This window comes from Flavobacterium sp. PS2 (assembly GCF_046250155.1).
GTDB lineage: Bacteria > Bacteroidota > Bacteroidia > Flavobacteriales > Flavobacteriaceae > Flavobacterium.
Window position 1 is genome coordinate 2,254,930 of the sequence record NZ_CP176426.1, and the last position, 17,398, is coordinate 2,272,327.

Consider the following 17,398-nt stretch of genomic DNA (forward strand, 5'->3'; position numbering starts at 1 on the left):
AAGTATTTTTTAGAAAGTTTCTCCCCCACGCCGAGGCGTGGGGAAAAGCGTACATAAGCTTACGGATTATTAGTACTACTCGACTATGACATTACTGCCTTTACATCTATAGCCTATCAACGTGGTCATCTCCCACGATCCTTAAAAGAAATCTCATCTTGTGGTGGGTTTCGCGCTTATATGCTTTCAGCGCTTATCCCTTCCAAACGTAGCTACTCTGCGGTGCTCCTGGCGGAACAACAGATACACTAGAGGTTTGTCCAATTCGGTCCTCTCGTACTAGAATCAGATCCACTCAAATTTCTTGCGCCCACAGTAGATAGAGACCGAACTGTCTCACGACGTTCTGAACCCAGCTCGCGTGCCACTTTAATGGGCGAACAGCCCAACCCTTGGGACCTTCTCCAGCCCCAGGATGTGACGAGCCGACATCGAGGTGCCAAACCCCCCCGTCGATATGAGCTCTTGGGGGAGATCAGCCTGTTATCCCCGGCGTACCTTTTATCCTTTGAGCGATGGCCCTTCCATGCGGAACCACCGGATCACTATGCTCTACTTTCGTACCTGATCGACCTGTATGTCTCTCAGTCAAGCTCCCTTATGCCATTGCACTCTACGCACGGTTACCAAGCGTACTGAGGGAACCTTTAGAAGCCTCCGTTACTCTTTTGGAGGCGACCACCCCAGTCAAACTACCCACCAAGCAATGTCCCCCGCAATCGCGGGGTTAGGCCTCAGATAAACAAAGGGTTGTATTTCAACAATGACTCCACAACGCCTAGCGACGCCACTTCACAGTCTCCAACCTATCCTACACATCATTTATCCAAGGTCAATACTAAGCTATAGTAAAGGTGCACAGGGTCTTTTCGTCCCACTGCGGGTAAGCGGCATCTTCACCGCTACTACAATTTCACCGAGCTCATGGCTGAGACAGTGTCCAGATCGTTACACCATTCGTGCAGGTCGGAACTTACCCGACAAGGAATTTCGCTACCTTAGGACCGTTATAGTTACGGCCGCCGTTTACTGGGGCTTCAATTCAATGCTTCTCCGAAGATAACATCTCCTCTTAACCTTCCAGCACCGGGCAGGTGTCAGGCCCTATACTTCATCTTACGATTTTGCAGAGCCCTGTGTTTTTGATAAACAGTCGCCTGGACCTCTTCACTGCGGCCAGCATTGCTGCTGGCGACCTTTCTCCCGAAGTTACAGGTCTATTTTGCCTAATTCCTTAGCCATGAATCTCTCGAGCACCTTAGGATTCTCTCCTCGACTACCTGTGTCGGTTTGCGGTACGGGTACTTATTACCTGAAGTTTAGAGGTTTTTCTTGGAAGCCCTTAGGCGCACTATCTCTTTGACCGAAGTCTCCGAGTACTATCGTATTTCCCCAAGCCGCGTGGATTTGCCTGCGCAGCTTATAGGTAGGTACTTCAACGAACTATTCCGTCAGTTCGCGGCGCTTTCATCACTCCGTCACCCCATCACAGTAATAAGTAGTACGGGAATATTAACCCGTGGTCCATCGACTGTCCCTTTCGGGTTCGCCTTAGGTCCCGACTAACCCACAGCTGATTAGCATAGCTGTGGAAACCTTAGTCTTTCGGTGTGCGGGTTTCTCGCCCGCATTATCGTTACTTATGCCTACATTTTCTTTTCTAACCAGTCCAGCATGCCTTACGACACACCTTCAACCCTGTTAGAATGCTCCCCTACCACTTTGACCTAAGTCAAAATCCATAGCTTCGGTAATATGTTTATGCCCGATTATTATCCATGCTCGTCCGCTCGACTAGTGAGCTGTTACGCACTCTTTAAATGAATGGCTGCTTCCAAGCCAACATCCTAGCTGTCTGGGCAGACAAACCTCGTTCTTTCAACTTAACATATATTTGGGGACCTTAGCTGATGGTCTGGGTTCTTTCCCTCTCGGACTTGGACCTTAGCACCCAAGCCCTCACTGTTGTGAAACATTATATAGCATTCGGAGTTTGTCAGGAATTGGTAGGCGGTGAAGCCCCCGCATCCAATCAGTAGCTCTACCTCTATATAACTTTATGCACAACGCTGCACCTAAATGCATTTCGGGGAGTACGAGCTATTTCCGAGTTTGATTGGCCTTTCACCCCTACCCACAGGTCATCCGAAGACTTTTCAACGTCAACCGGTTCGGTCCTCCACTGTGTGTTACCACAGCTTCAACCTGCCCATGGGTAGATCACACGGTTTCGCGTCTAACACTACTGACTAAAGCGCCCTATTCAGACTCGCTTTCGCTACGGATCCGTGGCTTAACCACTTATCCTTGCCAGCAACGTTAACTCGTAGGCTCATTATGCAAAAGGCACGCCGTCACCCCACGAAAGGGCTCCGACCGCTTGTAAGCGTATGGTTTCAGGATCTATTTCACTCCGTTATTCACGGTTCTTTTCACCTTTCCCTCACGGTACTGGTTCACTATCGGTCTCTCAGGAGTATTTAGCCTTAGCGGATGGTCCCGCCAAATTCAGACAGGGTTTCACGTGCCCCGCCCTACTCAGGATACCACTATCCTTTACACTCATTACCTATACGGGACTATCACCCTCTATGGTTCTACTTTCCAGTAGATTCTAATTCTTTGTGCAAGAAATGTCGTGGTCCTACAACCCCAACATTGCCGTAACAACATTGGTTTGGGCTAATCCGCGTTCGCTCGCCACTACTTACGGAATCACTTTTGTTTTCTTCTCCTCCGCCTACTTAGATGTTTCAGTTCAGCGGGTTTGCCCACCTATCGGTGTACTATGTCTTCAACATAGTGGGTTGCCCCATTCAGGTATTTACGGATCAATTCGTGTGTGCCGATCCCCGTAACTTTTCGCAGCTTATCACGCCTTTCATCGCCTCTGAGAGCCAAGGCATCCCCCATACGCCCTTATTTTGCTTATTGTACCAGTCTTGATAAATCAAGACCGTTTTCTTTATCGTCTGTATCACTACTTTCAATAAAAAATGCTTTCTACTTTTTATTATTTTCTTATCTCAATATGTCAATGAACTTTATTATGCTTTAGGCTTTACGCTTTAGGCATTAAGCTTATAGCCTACGGCTTATAGCTTTTTGTGGAGAATAACGGAGTCGAACCGTTGACCTCCTGCGTGCAAGGCAGGCGCTCTAGCCAGCTGAGCTAATCCCCCATTTTTCAATCTTAGATTGTAGAATTCAGATTTTAGACTTCTTAATTCTTATCTAATTTCTTTTGGTGAATTCCAACTTCTAGAATTTCCTTTTTTTTAAGTTTACAGTCTTTCTAATTAGAAATTGTCAATTATTAATTGTCAATTACTTTTTAAAAAGTAGTCCCGGGCAGACTCGAACTGCCGACCCCTACATTATCAGTGTAGTACTCTAACCAGCTGAGCTACGAGACTCTGTTTTACTTAATTGTATTATTTGAACTAACAGCAGAGTAATATAATCTTCAATTTAACCTATAGGTCATTTCGTCTTCTTTCCCTAACGTGCACAAGTGCTAACATATAGGGCTCTAGAAAGGAGGTGTTCCAGCCGCACCTTCCGGTACGGCTACCTTGTTACGACTTAGCCCTAGTTACCAGTTTTACCCTAGGCAGCTCCTTGCGGTCACCGACTTCAGGCACCCCCAGCTTCCATGGCTTGACGGGCGGTGTGTACAAGGCCCGGGAACGTATTCACCGGATCATGGCTGATATCCGATTACTAGCGATTCCAGCTTCACGGAGTCGAGTTGCAGACTCCGATCCGAACTGTGACCGGTTTTATAGATTCGCTCCTGGTCGCCCAGTGGCTGCTCTCTGTACCGGCCATTGTAGCACGTGTGTAGCCCAAGGCGTAAGGGCCGTGATGATTTGACGTCATCCCCACCTTCCTCACAGTTTGCACTGGCAGTCTTGTTAGAGTTCCCGACATGACTCGCTGGCAACTAACAACAGGGGTTGCGCTCGTTATAGGACTTAACCTGACACCTCACGGCACGAGCTGACGACAACCATGCAGCACCTTGTAAATTGTCTTGCGAAAGATCTGTTTCCAAATCGGTCAATCTACATTTAAGCCTTGGTAAGGTTCCTCGCGTATCATCGAATTAAACCACATGCTCCACCGCTTGTGCGGGCCCCCGTCAATTCCTTTGAGTTTCATTCTTGCGAACGTACTCCCCAGGTGGGATACTTATCACTTTCGCTTAGCCACTGAACTTGCGCCCAACAGCTAGTATCCATCGTTTACGGCGTGGACTACCAGGGTATCTAATCCTGTTCGCTACCCACGCTTTCGTCCATCAGCGTCAATCAATTAGTAGTAACCTGCCTTCGCAATTGGTATTCCATGTAATCTCTAAGCATTTCACCGCTACACTACATATTCTAGTTACTTCCTAATAATTCAAGTTTAACAGTATCAATGGCCGTTCCACCGTTGAGCGATGGGCTTTCACCACTGACTTATTAAACCGCCTACGGACCCTTTAAACCCAATGATTCCGGATAACGCTTGGATCCTCCGTATTACCGCGGCTGCTGGCACGGAGTTAGCCGATCCTTATTCTTACAGTACCGTCAAGGTTCTACACGTAGAACTGTTTCTTCCTGTACAAAAGCAGTTTACAATCCATAGGACCGTCATCCTGCACGCGGCATGGCTGGATCAGGCTTGCGCCCATTGTCCAATATTCCTCACTGCTGCCTCCCGTAGGAGTCTGGTCCGTGTCTCAGTACCAGTGTGGGGGATCTCCCTCTCAGGACCCCTACCCATCGTAGCCTTGGTAAGCCGTTACCTTACCAACTAGCTAATGGGACGCATGCTCATCTTTTACCGTTGTGACTTTAATAATTGCTCGATGCCGAGCTATTATACTATGAGGTATTAATCCAAATTTCTCTGGGCTATCCCTCTGTAAAAGGTAGATTGCATACGCGTTACGCACCCGTGCGCCGGTCTCTACTTCCGAAGAAGTATACCCCTCGACTTGCATGTGTTAAGCCTGCCGCTAGCGTTCATCCTGAGCCAGGATCAAACTCTTCATCGTATATTTTAATATTATATTCGACTAATGATTCTATCGGTTTTATTCAAATCTCTCGATTCTATTACTCTTATTTTGTTGTTTTAAGATCTCTCTTAAAACGGCTGTCAATTCAATATGTCTAGGAACGTGTTCTTCTTTTTAATGTCGCTTATTTCTCAAAGCGGGTGCAAAAGTAGAAAAGTCTTTTCTAACTGGCAAGAAATTTGTGAAGTTTTTTTTGGAAAATTTTCATCTCCGTTTTCTTCTTTCTTATCAATCTTTCAAGGAACTTTCCGTTATTTAGCGGGGTGCAAATGTAACATCCGTTTTCCATTCTCACAAGCTTTTCGAAATCTTTTTTTTAGAATTTTATTTCTAATTCGATTCGTCTTGCTTGCCAGTATTTAAAGGAACGTTTGTCGTTGTTGCGGGTGCAAAACTACCACCTTTATATAGATAATCAATACTTTTTATGGAGTATTTTTTGTTTATTTTTTATTCTTTTCTTAATACTCTGATAACACACCCCTTACGGGCTGTTATTTTTTGTTGTTTTCTATCTGCTTTGGGTACTTTAGGGCATTTGACTCGTTTTCCCTTTGGTTTTGCTGGATTTCTTGGGGTTTCTCGCATTCTTGTTTCTCGCAGATTTAGCTGATTTAGCAGATTTTGAGCTTCCTATTCCTGATAGCCACGAAGCATCGGGGAAAATCCTTGGCCTTTTTCCTTTAAAAAGGACAACACTGGAGCATCCCAAAGCTTCGGGAGCAGGAAATAGCTCCTGAAAAACATACTTCTATATTATAGCATAAACCCTCTCCTATATATAAGGTAAAAGCACTCCTTATATATAGGTACATAAAAAGAAGAAGCCCTCTCATAATTATGAGAGGGCTTCTTCTTAGGTTTTTGAGAAATAGAATTCTTAATTCGTTTTCATTGGTGGCAAATCGAATGCTTTAGAATCGTGCTCGAAGTTGTTACGGTGTGAACCGTCACAAAAAGGTTTGTTGACAGATAATCCACAACGACAAAGCCCTAATGCAGCTCTTCCTTGTAATCCGTAAACTGTTCCTTCTGAATCCAATATTTCGAAATCACCTTCTATCTTGATAGATCCGTTTTTATTAATTATTAGTTTAGTCTTGCTCATAATGTTCTTTTCTTTTTTTTGCATCAAAGATTGCAAAATATATTCCGAACGATTTGCATTAGATTGTGGTTTTTATGGATTGAAGGCTTAGTTTAAATTAATTCTACTTTATGAGGTAAGCTATTACACGAAGTCACACAAAGGCTACACAAAGATTCACAAAGATTTTTTAAATAATTCTTCGTGAGGTTCTTTGCGGAAAAGCTATTACACAAAGTTGCGCAAAGGCTCCACAGAGATTCGCAAAGGTTTTTATGAGACTTCGGCTCCGCTCAGTCTGACAAGTTTGCGACTTAGTACTTTTGTTTTTTGGTTACTTTGTGACTCTGCTACACTTCGTCTTTATCCTTATAATATACAAAACTTGGTGTTTTCTAGCCCAGATAGGAACGGCATCCTTTGCTTGCCTTCTTTAGGCAAGTAAAGATAAAGTGGATAGCTCGAAATAGCTCCTGATAAAAAAGAATATCCCGAAGCGTCGGGACTCAATTCTATTGCTTATTTTTGCACAGAATTTATCATAATAAAACCTAAAGTCGGCTTATATTACGGCTTTATCAGAAAAATAAAAATCAATTTTATGTTACAAAATCCTAAGAGATATACCATTACTGCTGCTTTACCTTATACGAACGGACCGATACACATTGGCCATTTGGCGGGCGTTTACGTGCCATCGGACATTTATTCTCGCTACTTACGTATGCAGGGGAAAGATGTGGCTTTTATTTGCGGAAGCGATGAGCACGGTGTGGCGATTTCTATGAAAGCTAAGAAGGAAGGTATTACTCCGCAAGAGGTTATTAACAAATATGACGGAATTATCCGTAAATCTTTTATCGATTTCGGAATTTCTTTTGATAATTATTCTAGAACTTCGGCTAAAATTCATCACGATACGGCTTCGGAATTTTTTAGAACGTTGTATGATAAAGGTGATTTTATTGAAGAAGTAACGGAACAATTATATGATGCTAAAGCGAATCAGTTTCTTGCTGATCGTTTTGTTGTTGGGACTTGTCCTAAATGTGGCAATGAGGAAGCTTATGGTGATCAATGTGAAAAATGTGGATCGACGCTTAATGCTACTGATTTGATCAATCCGAAATCGACTATTACTGGTGAAACTCCAATTTTAAAATCGACTAAACACTGGTTTTTACCTCTAGACAGATATACTGATTTCCTGACGGAATGGATTTTGGTTGGACATAAAAATGACTGGAAACCTAATGTTTATGGTCAGGTAAAATCATGGGTTGATGGTGGACTTGAGCCTCGTGCTGTAACGCGTGACCTTGATTGGGGAATTGATGTTCCTGTGGAAGGTGCCGAAGGAAAAAAATTATATGTTTGGTTTGATGCTCCTATCGGTTACATCTCATCTACTAAAGAATGGGCTGCACGCGAAGGTAAAGATTGGGAACCGTACTGGAAGGATGAAGATACGAAACTGGTACATTTTATCGGGAAAGACAATATTGTTTTTCACTGTATTATTTTCCCTGCGATGCTTAAAGCTGAAGGAAGTTATATTTTGCCAGACAACGTTCCTGCAAATGAGTTTTTGAATTTGGAAGGAAATAAACTTTCGACTTCTAAGAACTGGGCGGTTTGGTTACATGAATATTTAGAAGATTTTCCTGAGAAGCAAGATGTTTTGCGTTATGCACTGACAGCTAATGCTCCGGAAACTAAAGATAATGATTTTACCTGGAAGGATTTTCAGGCTAGAAACAACAACGAATTGGTTGCCGTTTTTGGTAACTTTATTAATCGTGTTGTGGTTTTAACTAATAAATATTACGACGGTTTTATTCCTACTCCAAATGAATTAACGGAGATTGACGAAGCTACTCTAACTGAATTAAAAGCATATCCTGCTGTTATTTCTAGCTCGGTAGAACGTTACAGATTCCGTGAAGCATTGGGTGAGTTAATGAATGTTGCTCGTTTAGGAAATAAATATCTTGCCGATGAGGAGCCGTGGAAAGTTATGAAAGACAATCCGGAACGTGTAAAAACTCAGATGTATGTAGCATTACAAATTGCTGCTGCCTTGAGCATTTTATCTGAACCGTTCTTGCCTTTTACTGCTACTAAATTATCGAGAATATTAAAGAATGAAGGCAAACTAAAATGGAGTGACATCGCTGAAACTTCGGATTTAATTCCTGCTGGACACCAGATTGGTGAAGCTGAATTACTTTTTGCTAAAATTGAAGATGAAGAAATCCAGAAACAAATAGATAAACTAGAAGCTACAAAAACTGCTAATCTTGCTGAAAACAAGCAACCTGAGCCTCAGAAAGATTTGATTCAGTTTGAGGATTTTGCCAAAATGGATTTACGCGTAGGAACTATCCTTGAAGCTGAAAAGATGCCGAAAGCTAATAAACTTTTGATTCTGAAAGTTGATACTGGAATTGATGTTCGTACGATTGTTTCGGGAATTGCTGAGAGTTTTTCGCCAGAAGAAATAGTTGGAAAACGTGTAACTGTGTTAGCAAACTTAGCTCCAAGAGCTTTACGTGGCGTTGAAAGTCAAGGTATGATCTTAATGACTACAAATGCTGAAGGAAAATTGGTTTTTGTAAATCCTGATGCCGAGGCTGCAAATGGAGAAACGATAAATTAGTTTTTTGGGAAATGTCAGATGTGAGAATGTAAAAAAAGAAAGTATATTCTTATATTTTTTTACTGCTCTATGAATTTATAATTGTAAGTTTGTCTTGACAAAATACCTTAAGGAGCAATCCTGAAACTTTATTAAAAGTTAACATAAGCGATTCCCTCGCCATGATGTCCCTGTGGAAACAATGGGAAATCTATCCTTACGGGTATTTTGTCACATCTAAAGCGAGGGTTTCGTGCGTTTAATATTTTCGATTATGACAAAAGAAAATCAAAAACTATCACATGATGATGTAATGCCATCCGTGGCAAACTTCCTTTCGGCCCTTTGGCTTGAAGGTGAATTTAGAAAGCAACCCGAATATTTAACTGAAATATTCGATATGATTCTAGAATCTGAAATTGGGAATAATCTCGATATCAGAACTAAAATGATTGGTTGCATAAAAACTAGTCGGATGCTCGCCAAATCACTTGAGCCTTTTTCGGATAAACAAATAGAAAAAGCTTGTAATAAAATGGTTAATGTCTGAGATTAAAATAATAAAACGCGTGAATTTCTTAATTGATTCACGCGTTTTTTACTTAAAAAAAACTTTTCTTACCTAATTATATTTAAGAGAAAAACAAGATATTAGCCAGACAAAAATCAAACCTCCAATAAATTAAAAATGCTTAAAAAATTACTCCTTACCTATTTGTTTTTAAATAGTTTGGCTTCTTTCTCGCAAGAAATCGTAAGCTCTACAATTGTTGATTTAAAAAAGAACCGTGATGTTTTTCAGACTATAAATGATGATAAAAAAGAAGTTACATTATTTGTTAGTGATAAAGTAAAGGTAAAAGCTATTCGTCTTAACGAAAAAATGCAAATTATAGACAGTATTTCTACTGAAAGACCAAACACTAAGATGTACTCTAATATGATTGGTAACAATATTAGTAATGATAATACAAGATTATTTTGGGCATCAAACGATTATGAAGATATTTTTACTCAATTGTATGACTTTAATAGTCGAAAAATAATAACGCAACAATATACCCTTCTTTTTAAAAATGAAAAGATTTTGCAAAAATTTAGTGGAAATGAAAATTTCTATATTTTAAGCGTTATCAAAAAAAGCAATAATTTCAAGCTTCATATTTTTGACAAAGATGGTAATCATAAAGAGCAAATAATCAATTTAGATGGTTTTCGTTTTTTTAGATATGGTTATACCAGAACAGATTTATATGGCGTTTTTGAAGAAAACCTGCTTCCTTTTGAAATTCCTTTTACATTGCAAAATATCAATGTTAAAAATCCAACTTCTTTAACCGATGCTGCAAAAAAGAGAAAATGCTATTTTGATAATAAACAAATCGTAATAACTCTTGATGCTAATATCGACTATACTCAAGTTATTCGTATTGATTTAGATCGTTTTATTGCTACTGAAAGAATGGTGAAAAAACATTCAATAGGTGTGAATGAGCGCTATTTTCTGAATTCTAACTCATTCTTTTTTGACAATAAACTATATCAGGTAAAAACCTCTTCTGAATTGTTTTATTTTACAATAAAAGATTTAGACGATAATATAATAAAAGAATACTTCGCCAATGCAGCTAATCCGATCGACTTTAAAAATTCTGAAATTTATCAGGAAGGTGGAGCTTTTGGAGGAAAAAGAACTCTGGATAACAGCTCTCAATTTATACGAAAAATAAACAATTTAAACACTGCTATTTCTTGTTACCATATCGGAGAAAGCACTTTGATAACATTTGGAGGCGTCTCTGCAGGACAGCAATCTGGCGGTCAAGCGGTAATGAATCAATTTGGACTTATTGGTGCAATAGCTGGAGCTGTGTTTTTTAGCCCGACAATGGAAAGCTTTAATTCCTATTCTAACAAAAAAGTAGTTAAAGTTGAAGGTCTATTCGATAATGAAGGAAATCACATAAAAGGAGATTTACAACCGTTAGCATTTGATAAGATTCGAACTTTTTTTGATGACAATAATGATGTATCCTCACAAACATTATTTAAAACTGATTCTTATTATTTGGGCTATTATGATAATAAGACTAAAGAATATATTATAAGAAAATTTGTAGACTAAAATCTATCTCTGTTCTTACTTTTTAATTTCGAATACTAACCGCGTGAATTTCTTAATTGATTCACGCGTTTTTTACTTTTAAACACATCGCAAATAATTTTAATTTGCTGTATTTTTGCCAAAAAAAGACTTCCCGTAAGGCATAATTTAAAAGCTTAATTAAGTATATTGTACTAAGCTTGAAAAACTTTAAAAATGAAAATCACAAAACCAAAATTAGCCTTAATCTGTGGAATACTCTGCATATCTATTTTCCCTATATTGGTTAAATTGAAACTAGCACCTGGATTAATTTCGGCTTTTTATCGCATGACGTTTGCTATAATATTGCTTTTACCTTATGTGCTTCTCACAAAAAATTTTAAACTTCCAAAAACAAAATTCGTGCTTTTAGCTGCACTTTGTGGCGTATTATTCTCGTCTGATGTTGCTGTTTGGAATATTGCCATTCAGGATTCAAGTGCAACACAAGCTTCGTTGCTAACAAATTTGTCCCCGCTTTGGGTTGGGATTGGTTCTTTTTTCTTTTTGAAAGTAAGACCTGCAACTAATTTCTGGATTGGAACTGTTGTAGCATTATTTGGAATGATTACTTTAGTTGGTTTTAGTTTTTTCCTGGAATTGAATTTTGATCAGGCTTTTCTGTTAGCTGTTTTATCAGGGATTTTATATTCGATTTATCTTTTGGTGAGCAAAAATGTCCTTACAGAAGTTGATGTTTTATCGTTTATGACTATTAGTTTATTGACTTCAAGTCTTTATTTGGGGATTCTTTGTTATGCTTTAAACGAACCTTTTACTGGATTCTCGAATACCGGATGGTTTGTATTAGTGCTTCAGGCTGTAATTTGTCAGTTGTGCGCTTGGCTTTCTATAAGTTATGCTACTCAACATATGCGAGCTACAAGAGTTTCTCTAAGTTTATTAAGTCAGGCGGTACTAACTTCGATATTGGCTTGGTTATTCTTAGAAGAAAAAATAACTTTACAGATGATTTTCGGTGGAATTATTTTGTTATTCGGAATTCGGATTACATTTTACGATAAAACTATTTCAATTAAGAAACTGCTTTCTAAGAATTAGAATTGGGATGCGAAAGTAGAACGCGGATTAAACAGATTCGCTAAAGCGAAAACACGAATAAAAAACGGATTTTTAATTTTTAACGATAAAGTTTCTCGCAGATTTGGCAGATTGAGCAGATTATTTTTTAGTTTTTTAAAATCCATTTAATCTGTGGCAAAAAAATAGAACGCGGATGTCGCAGATTCGCTAAAGCGAAAACACGAATAAAAACGGATTTTTAATTTTTAACAGAAAAGTTTCACGCAGATTTGGCAGATTGAGCAGATTATTTTTTAATCCATTTAATCTGTGGCAAAAGAATTTAAACGAAGAAAACTTCAACCTTTAAACAAAATTTTAAATGTTACATAAAGACAAAATATCAAAACTTAAAGTAATCGCATTTGATGCCGATGATACTTTATTTGTAAACGAACCTTATTTTCAGGAAACGGAACAAAAATTTTGTGTGTTGATGGAAGATTATCTTTCGCATCAAGGTTTATCACAGGAATTATTTAAAACCGAAATTCAGAATTTATCTTTATATGGTTACGGAATTAAAGGATATATTCTTTCGATGATTGAAGCCGCGATACAAATTTCGAATAATACGATTTCTATCGAGGTTATTGGAAAAATCATTGAGTACGGAAAAGAATTGCTCGAGAAACCAATCGATTTGCTAGATGGTGTTGAAGAAACTCTAAAAGCGCTTCATGGCAAGTACAAACTTGTTGTTGCTACAAAAGGTGACTTAAAAGATCAACATAGTAAATTACATCGTTCTGGTTTGGGTCACTATTTTCACCATATCGAAGTAATGTCGGACAAGCAAGAAATTGATTATGAAAAACTATTAAAGCGTTTGGATATTAAAGCTGATGAATTCTTAATGATTGGAAATTCATTAAAATCAGATGTTTTACCTGTTTTAGGAATTGGAGGATATGCCGTACATATTCCGTTTCATACAACTTGGGAACACGAGAAGATTAGTCATAAAGTAGAACACGAAAACTTCTTCGCTTTTGAAAAAATAACCGACGTAGTAAATAAATTAATATAATGAAAACCCTTTTGGATCTGGAAACTTGGAACAGAAAAGAACATTTTCTGTTTTTCAAGCAAATGGATGAGCCCTTTTTTGGAGTAACAGTCGAGATTGATTGTACGATTGCTTATACGAATGCGAATAAATTAAATTCTTCTTTTTTTATTTATTATCTGCATAAAACATTAGTTGCTATAAATACTATTGAACCTTTTAAGTATCGTATTGTTGAAGATCAGGTTTATATACACGATAGCATTAATGGTTCAGCCACAATTGGTCGTGAAGATGGTACTTTTGGATTTTCTTTAATTGAGTATAATCCTGATTTTAAAATCTTTGAGCAAATTGCCTTAACTGAAATCGAGCGTATACAAAATACAACGGGGCTTTTTACCCGAACATTTAGTGAGGATAATCTCATTCATTTTTCGGCTATTCCCTGGATCAATTTCACTTCTCTATCTCATGCCAGAAGTTATACTTTTCCAGATAGTTGCCCAAAAGTTTCCTTTGGAAAAATGATGATTTCTGAAACCGGAAAAAGAACTATTTCTATGTCTATTCATGTACATCATGGCTTAATGGATGCCTTACATGTAGGACTGTTTATAGATTATTTTCAAGAATCAATGAACACATAATCGAATAAAATCACCATAACATCTAAAAGTCAGCTATATAGATGACTTTTTTATTTAATTACAGATTCTCGTTTTTGTCTTATCTTATTACTTTTATACCTTCTTTGGGCTACGGAATTTTCTGATAATTTTGTTTGTTTGGACAAATTTAAAATTCCAAATTAAAATGAAAAAAATTACAATCATTCTGGCTTTTGCAATAGGTGCATCGAACTTACATGCACAGACAAAAACAGAAAAAACAACTGAAAATAATTACAATAAATGGTCTATAGAATTTGATGGTGGTTTTAACAAACCACAACGTCCATTTACTTCAGGTTATTCAACTTCTACAATAAGTCCGTTTACAGTTGATTTAGGAGCTCGATACATGTTTAATAACAAATTTGGTTTAAAAGCTGATTTGGGATATAACAGTTTTGAAGATGGTAAACACTCTCTAGACTTTAGTTCTAAATATTACAGATTCGGTTTACAAGGTGTTGCAAACTTAGGTAGGATCATGAATTTTGAATCATGGACTAATACAATTGGTTTATTAGGACACGTAGGTGCTGGCGTAGGTCGATTTGAAAACGACAAATTAACTGATCAAGACTGGGTAGGTAATTTTATGGCTGGTATTACTGGTCAGATTAAATTATCTAACAGAGTTGCTTTAACAGGTGATTTCACTACTTTTCTTATGGCTGAGCAAGATGCTACATTTGATGGTACAAAAAACAGAAGTATGAGAGGTTTTTCAGGACTTCTTTTTACTGGTACAGTAGGTTTAAACATTTACTTAGGTAAAAACGAGAAACATGCTGACTGGGTTGTACTTGCTCAAGATGCTGATGTTTCTGCATTAGAAAGCAAATTAGCTGATCTTCAAACTCAAGTAAATAAAATTCCTGAGAAACAAGTAATTGTAGAAAAAGCAGTAATTGCTCCAATAGCACCTGAAAAAGATCTTGTTAAAGAAATGATCAACGATAAATACTACAGTGTTTATTTTGATTTTAACAAATCGACTCCAATAGAGAATTCTACTGCAGCTATTGATGTTGTTTTAACTTATTTAAGAAAAAACCCATCAACTACTCTTGATATTATTGGTTATGCTGATCAAGTTGGTAAATCAGATTATAACGATAAATTATCAAACTTAAGAGCTAATAACGTAAAAACTATTTTCGAAAAAGCTGGTATTTCATCTTCAAGATTAAATGTAGTTGGTAAAGGTGCTGATACATCTATTGAGAAAAACTCAGAAGAAGCTAGAAGATTGGCAAGAAGAGTTACTTTCCAAGTAAAATAAATTCTTTTTAATAAACTCTCAAGCCCTAAAAGACAAATCTTTTAGGGCTTTTTTTATGCCACAAGAATTTTATTTAATCATGATCCACTCTCTATCTTACTATAGTTCTATAAGACTCATTATGAGCAATAACGAAACGATGTTGTATTTAGTCTGAATCTGAATTGTTTCTAATAAAGATTAAGGTTTCCTTGGATTGCTTAATTTTTTTTAACTTTACAAAAAACTCACGATTATGTTATCAAAAAATATAGAAACAGCGCTAAACAAGCAAATTCGCATAGAAGCAGAATCTTCTCAAACTTACTTATCTATGGCTTGTTGGGCAGAAGCTCACGGACTGGAAGGAATTGCTGAATTCATGTATACACAATCTGACGAAGAGCGTGCACATATGCTAAAACTAGTTCGTTATGTTAACGAGCGTGGAGGAGCAACAACAATTACAGATCTTAAAGCTCCTAAGACTAGTTACGCTACTTTTAAAGAAATGTTTGAAGAATTATACAAACATGAATTATTTGTTTCGGAATCTATCAACGAATTAGTGCATATTACTTTCTCTGAGAAAGATTATGCTACTCATAACTTCTTACAATGGTACGTTTCTGAACAAATTGAAGAAGAAGCTACTGCAAAATCTATCTTAGATAAAATTAACTTAATTGGCGATGATAAAGGTGGTTTATACTTATTCGACCGTGACATCAAGCAACTAACTGTTACAAGTTCTATCACAATTAATCCAAAATAGTTAAAGTTTATTTAGAATATATAAAAATAACTTATATTTGCATCAGTTTTTTAATTCACAGGAAAATTGGGCAAGAAAGATAAGGTTAAAGACAAGGACAAAAAAAAGGATAAAAAGAAAAAGAAGAAAAAAGATATCCTTGATAAAATTAAACGTGCTGAAAATTGCAAGTCGAGTTGTTGCGAAAAATACAAAAAAAGCGAAAACAAGCGTTGTAGTCGTTGCCCGATGTTTGATTTAATCAAAAAAGTTGCTTAACACTATTTTATAGATATATAAAATGCTCTCTTAATCGAGGGCATTTTTTTTATAACAAATTTCGTTTCCCCAGATAATTATTAGCCGATACAATTAACTCAATATTCCTCATGAGAAACAAACATATACATTTTATAGAACGACTAGATTTTTTTATCACACTAATAAGTCTAGGTTTATTAATTGTTTCCGGAATATTTATCCGCATCTTCGGATCTGAAATGTTTAATTATAACAAAGTATATTACCCTATTCTTATACCATTATTAATTTCATGTTTATTCTTTTTTCTAGCATTGTATAGCTTCATAAAAGCATATAAAAGAGCAATTATTTTTATAAATGAAATTCAAATAAACAACAAAAGCATAATCCTTAAAGGCTTAAGATATAATACAACTTGGGAGAAAACACTCGTGATTAAGAATATCGATATTAGTTTGAAAGAACAAGCAAACAGAAGACCGTATGTCTATTATTTAGAATTCATCGATGAAGACAACGCCAGATACTCTATCAATACCTCTTTCTATTGGAGTTATCCAGAAATATTAGCTATATATAAAGACATTAAAACTGCTGAAAATAAAAATCGGTAATAATATAAATTCTAAAACTTCCTTTTCTGATAAGGAGTTCCTTCACCATCTTCGCAATAACTTTTTAGACTTAACAAAAACATCGCCCAATTATAATTACACCATTGGTAAAATTCGGTCAGTTCGCGCCAATCAAAATGTTTAAGAACAACCGATGTTACTCCATTTTTTTCAGTTATGTCAAATGAAATCTTTGTCCCGACCCACTCCGGATCTGACGCTACACATTCCCATAGTATTCTTTGGTTTTGAACCAATTCTAACACCTTCATTTTTGTGTTATCGTTATCTCCAAAATCAAACTCATTGATAAAACCCAATTCTGGCTTAACAATTAATTCTTCTGTCCAGACAGCACCAAGACCAGCTTGTGTTGTTAATGCTTTATAAACATCCTCAATGGGTGATTTGATATAATTAATGTGCTCGATTTTTTCCATTTTAATAACTAGTTATATTATGCAAATACAAAGTTAAAAAGTTTTGTATATCTCTGACAAAGAACTTATTTAAAATAAAATTGTATTTAAACAGGGCAAATTAAATCTACAATATGGACTTTAAAAAACTCGAAAAAGATGAAATTAGTTTTAACAAAAACTGTCTAAGACCAAAAAAACCTCTTCTTTCGAAGAGGTTTTTGTACCCGGAGCCGGAGTCGAACCGGCACGGTTTCCCACAGGTGTTTGAGACCAGCGCGTCTACCAATTCCGCCATCCGGGCTTAGCAGACGAAAAAATAATTAATAAATCAATTATTTTAACGCAATAGAACAGTTTTTATCGTTATAATAAACT

Annotated in this window: 11 protein-coding genes, 3 tRNA genes and 2 rRNA genes; 9 read left to right on the plus strand and 7 right to left on the minus strand. The window is 37.1% G+C overall.

Annotated elements, in window-relative coordinates:
- Window positions 1-49: 49 nt before the first annotated feature.
- From ACJ6WR_RS09665 to ACJ6WR_RS09685, 5 genes are all read right to left on the minus strand, one after another.
- A 23S ribosomal RNA gene (locus ACJ6WR_RS09665) occupies window positions 50-2,934 on the minus strand.
- Between the two features lie 174 nt (window positions 2,935-3,108).
- Window positions 3,109-3,182, minus strand: a tRNA-Ala gene (locus ACJ6WR_RS09670).
- Window positions 3,183-3,342: 160 nt separating this feature from the next.
- Window positions 3,343-3,416: transfer RNA gene (locus ACJ6WR_RS09675), tRNA-Ile, on the minus strand.
- A gap of 120 nt (window positions 3,417-3,536) precedes the next feature.
- Window positions 3,537-5,050 (minus strand): 16S ribosomal RNA (locus ACJ6WR_RS09680).
- The 16S and 23S rRNA genes sit together here with 2 tRNA genes alongside, the layout of an rRNA operon.
- A gap of 904 nt (window positions 5,051-5,954) precedes the next feature.
- Window positions 5,955-6,182 (minus strand): CDGSH iron-sulfur domain-containing protein, encoded by a 228-nt coding sequence (locus ACJ6WR_RS09685; RefSeq protein WP_039116640.1) that lies wholly within the window; start codon window positions 6,180-6,182, stop codon window positions 5,955-5,957.
- A 580-nt stretch (window positions 6,183-6,762) separates the two neighbouring features.
- Between ACJ6WR_RS09685 and metG the strand changes: the two genes are divergently transcribed.
- The 9 genes from metG (at window position 6,763) to ACJ6WR_RS09730 (ending at window position 16,601) form a co-directional block, all read left to right on the plus strand.
- Complete coding sequence (gene metG / locus ACJ6WR_RS09690; RefSeq protein ID WP_039117475.1) at window positions 6,763-8,820, plus strand: methionine--tRNA ligase; 2,058 nt, start codon at window positions 6,763-6,765, stop codon at window positions 8,818-8,820.
- A 253-nt stretch (window positions 8,821-9,073) separates the two neighbouring features.
- Window positions 9,074-9,349 carry a hypothetical protein gene (locus tag ACJ6WR_RS09695; RefSeq protein ID WP_409417695.1) on the plus strand — a complete coding sequence of 92 codons (276 nt, stop codon included), beginning with the start codon at window positions 9,074-9,076 and terminating at the stop codon, window positions 9,347-9,349.
- A 138-nt stretch (window positions 9,350-9,487) separates the two neighbouring features.
- Entirely contained in the window at window positions 9,488-10,924 is a 1,437-nt protein-coding gene (locus tag ACJ6WR_RS09700) for a hypothetical protein (RefSeq protein ID WP_409417696.1), read from the plus strand.
- Between the two features lie 195 nt (window positions 10,925-11,119).
- On the plus strand, window positions 11,120-12,007 hold the full coding sequence (locus tag ACJ6WR_RS09705; protein WP_409417697.1) for a DMT family transporter: 888 nt from the start codon (window positions 11,120-11,122) through the stop codon (window positions 12,005-12,007).
- A gap of 343 nt (window positions 12,008-12,350) precedes the next feature.
- Window positions 12,351-13,058 carry an HAD family hydrolase gene (locus ACJ6WR_RS09710; RefSeq protein WP_039116599.1) on the plus strand — a complete coding sequence of 236 codons (708 nt, stop codon included), beginning with the start codon at window positions 12,351-12,353 and terminating at the stop codon, window positions 13,056-13,058.
- A complete protein-coding gene (locus tag ACJ6WR_RS09715) occupies window positions 13,058-13,687 on the plus strand; it encodes a CatA-like O-acetyltransferase (protein ID WP_409417698.1) in 630 nt (209 codons plus the stop codon). Before ACJ6WR_RS09710 ends, ACJ6WR_RS09715 begins: the two co-directional genes overlap by 1 nt.
- A 166-nt stretch (window positions 13,688-13,853) precedes the next feature.
- On the plus strand, window positions 13,854-14,990 hold the full coding sequence (locus tag ACJ6WR_RS09720; protein WP_039116602.1) for an OmpA family protein: 1,137 nt from the start codon (window positions 13,854-13,856) through the stop codon (window positions 14,988-14,990).
- 235 nt (window positions 14,991-15,225) lie between these two features.
- The gene (locus ACJ6WR_RS09725; protein WP_409417699.1) at window positions 15,226-15,744 is read left to right on the plus strand and encodes a ferritin; all 519 of its coding nucleotides are present in this window, start codon (window positions 15,226-15,228) and stop codon (window positions 15,742-15,744) included.
- Window positions 15,745-16,112: 368 nt separating this feature from the next.
- Window positions 16,113-16,601, plus strand: coding sequence for a hypothetical protein (locus tag ACJ6WR_RS09730; RefSeq protein ID WP_409417700.1), 489 nt, complete (start codon window positions 16,113-16,115; stop codon window positions 16,599-16,601).
- Window positions 16,602-16,612: 11 nt separating this feature from the next.
- Here ACJ6WR_RS09730 and ACJ6WR_RS09735 read toward each other — a convergent pair whose 3' ends face one another.
- Together ACJ6WR_RS09735 and ACJ6WR_RS09740 are read right to left on the minus strand one after the other, a co-directional pair.
- Complete coding sequence (locus ACJ6WR_RS09735; protein ID WP_409417701.1) at window positions 16,613-17,041, minus strand: SRPBCC family protein; 429 nt, start codon at window positions 17,039-17,041, stop codon at window positions 16,613-16,615.
- Window positions 17,042-17,244: 203 nt separating this feature from the next.
- Window positions 17,245-17,324 (minus strand) — tRNA-Leu (locus ACJ6WR_RS09740).
- Between the last annotated feature and the right edge of the window lie 74 nt (window positions 17,325-17,398).

Bases quoted from the DNA above. Each gene is read 5' to 3' on its own strand.
- ACJ6WR_RS09685 (WP_039116640.1), bottom strand. From the start codon at position 6,182: ATGAGCAAGACTAAACTAATAATTAATAAAAACGGATCTATCAAGATA.
- metG (WP_039117475.1), top strand. From the start codon at position 6,763: ATGTTACAAAATCCTAAGAGATATACCATTACTGCTGCTTTACCTTAT.
- ACJ6WR_RS09695 (WP_409417695.1), top strand. From the start codon at position 9,074: ATGACAAAAGAAAATCAAAAACTATCACATGATGATGTAATGCCATCC.
- ACJ6WR_RS09700 (WP_409417696.1), top strand. From the start codon at position 9,488: ATGCTTAAAAAATTACTCCTTACCTATTTGTTTTTAAATAGTTTGGCT.
- ACJ6WR_RS09705 (WP_409417697.1), top strand. From the start codon at position 11,120: ATGAAAATCACAAAACCAAAATTAGCCTTAATCTGTGGAATACTCTGC.
- ACJ6WR_RS09710 (WP_039116599.1), top strand. From the start codon at position 12,351: ATGTTACATAAAGACAAAATATCAAAACTTAAAGTAATCGCATTTGAT.
- ACJ6WR_RS09715 (WP_409417698.1), top strand. From the start codon at position 13,058: ATGAAAACCCTTTTGGATCTGGAAACTTGGAACAGAAAAGAACATTTT.
- ACJ6WR_RS09720 (WP_039116602.1), top strand. From the start codon at position 13,854: ATGAAAAAAATTACAATCATTCTGGCTTTTGCAATAGGTGCATCGAAC.
- ACJ6WR_RS09725 (WP_409417699.1), top strand. From the start codon at position 15,226: ATGTTATCAAAAAATATAGAAACAGCGCTAAACAAGCAAATTCGCATA.
- ACJ6WR_RS09730 (WP_409417700.1), top strand. From the start codon at position 16,113: ATGAGAAACAAACATATACATTTTATAGAACGACTAGATTTTTTTATC.
- ACJ6WR_RS09735 (WP_409417701.1), bottom strand. From the start codon at position 17,041: ATGGAAAAAATCGAGCACATTAATTATATCAAATCACCCATTGAGGAT.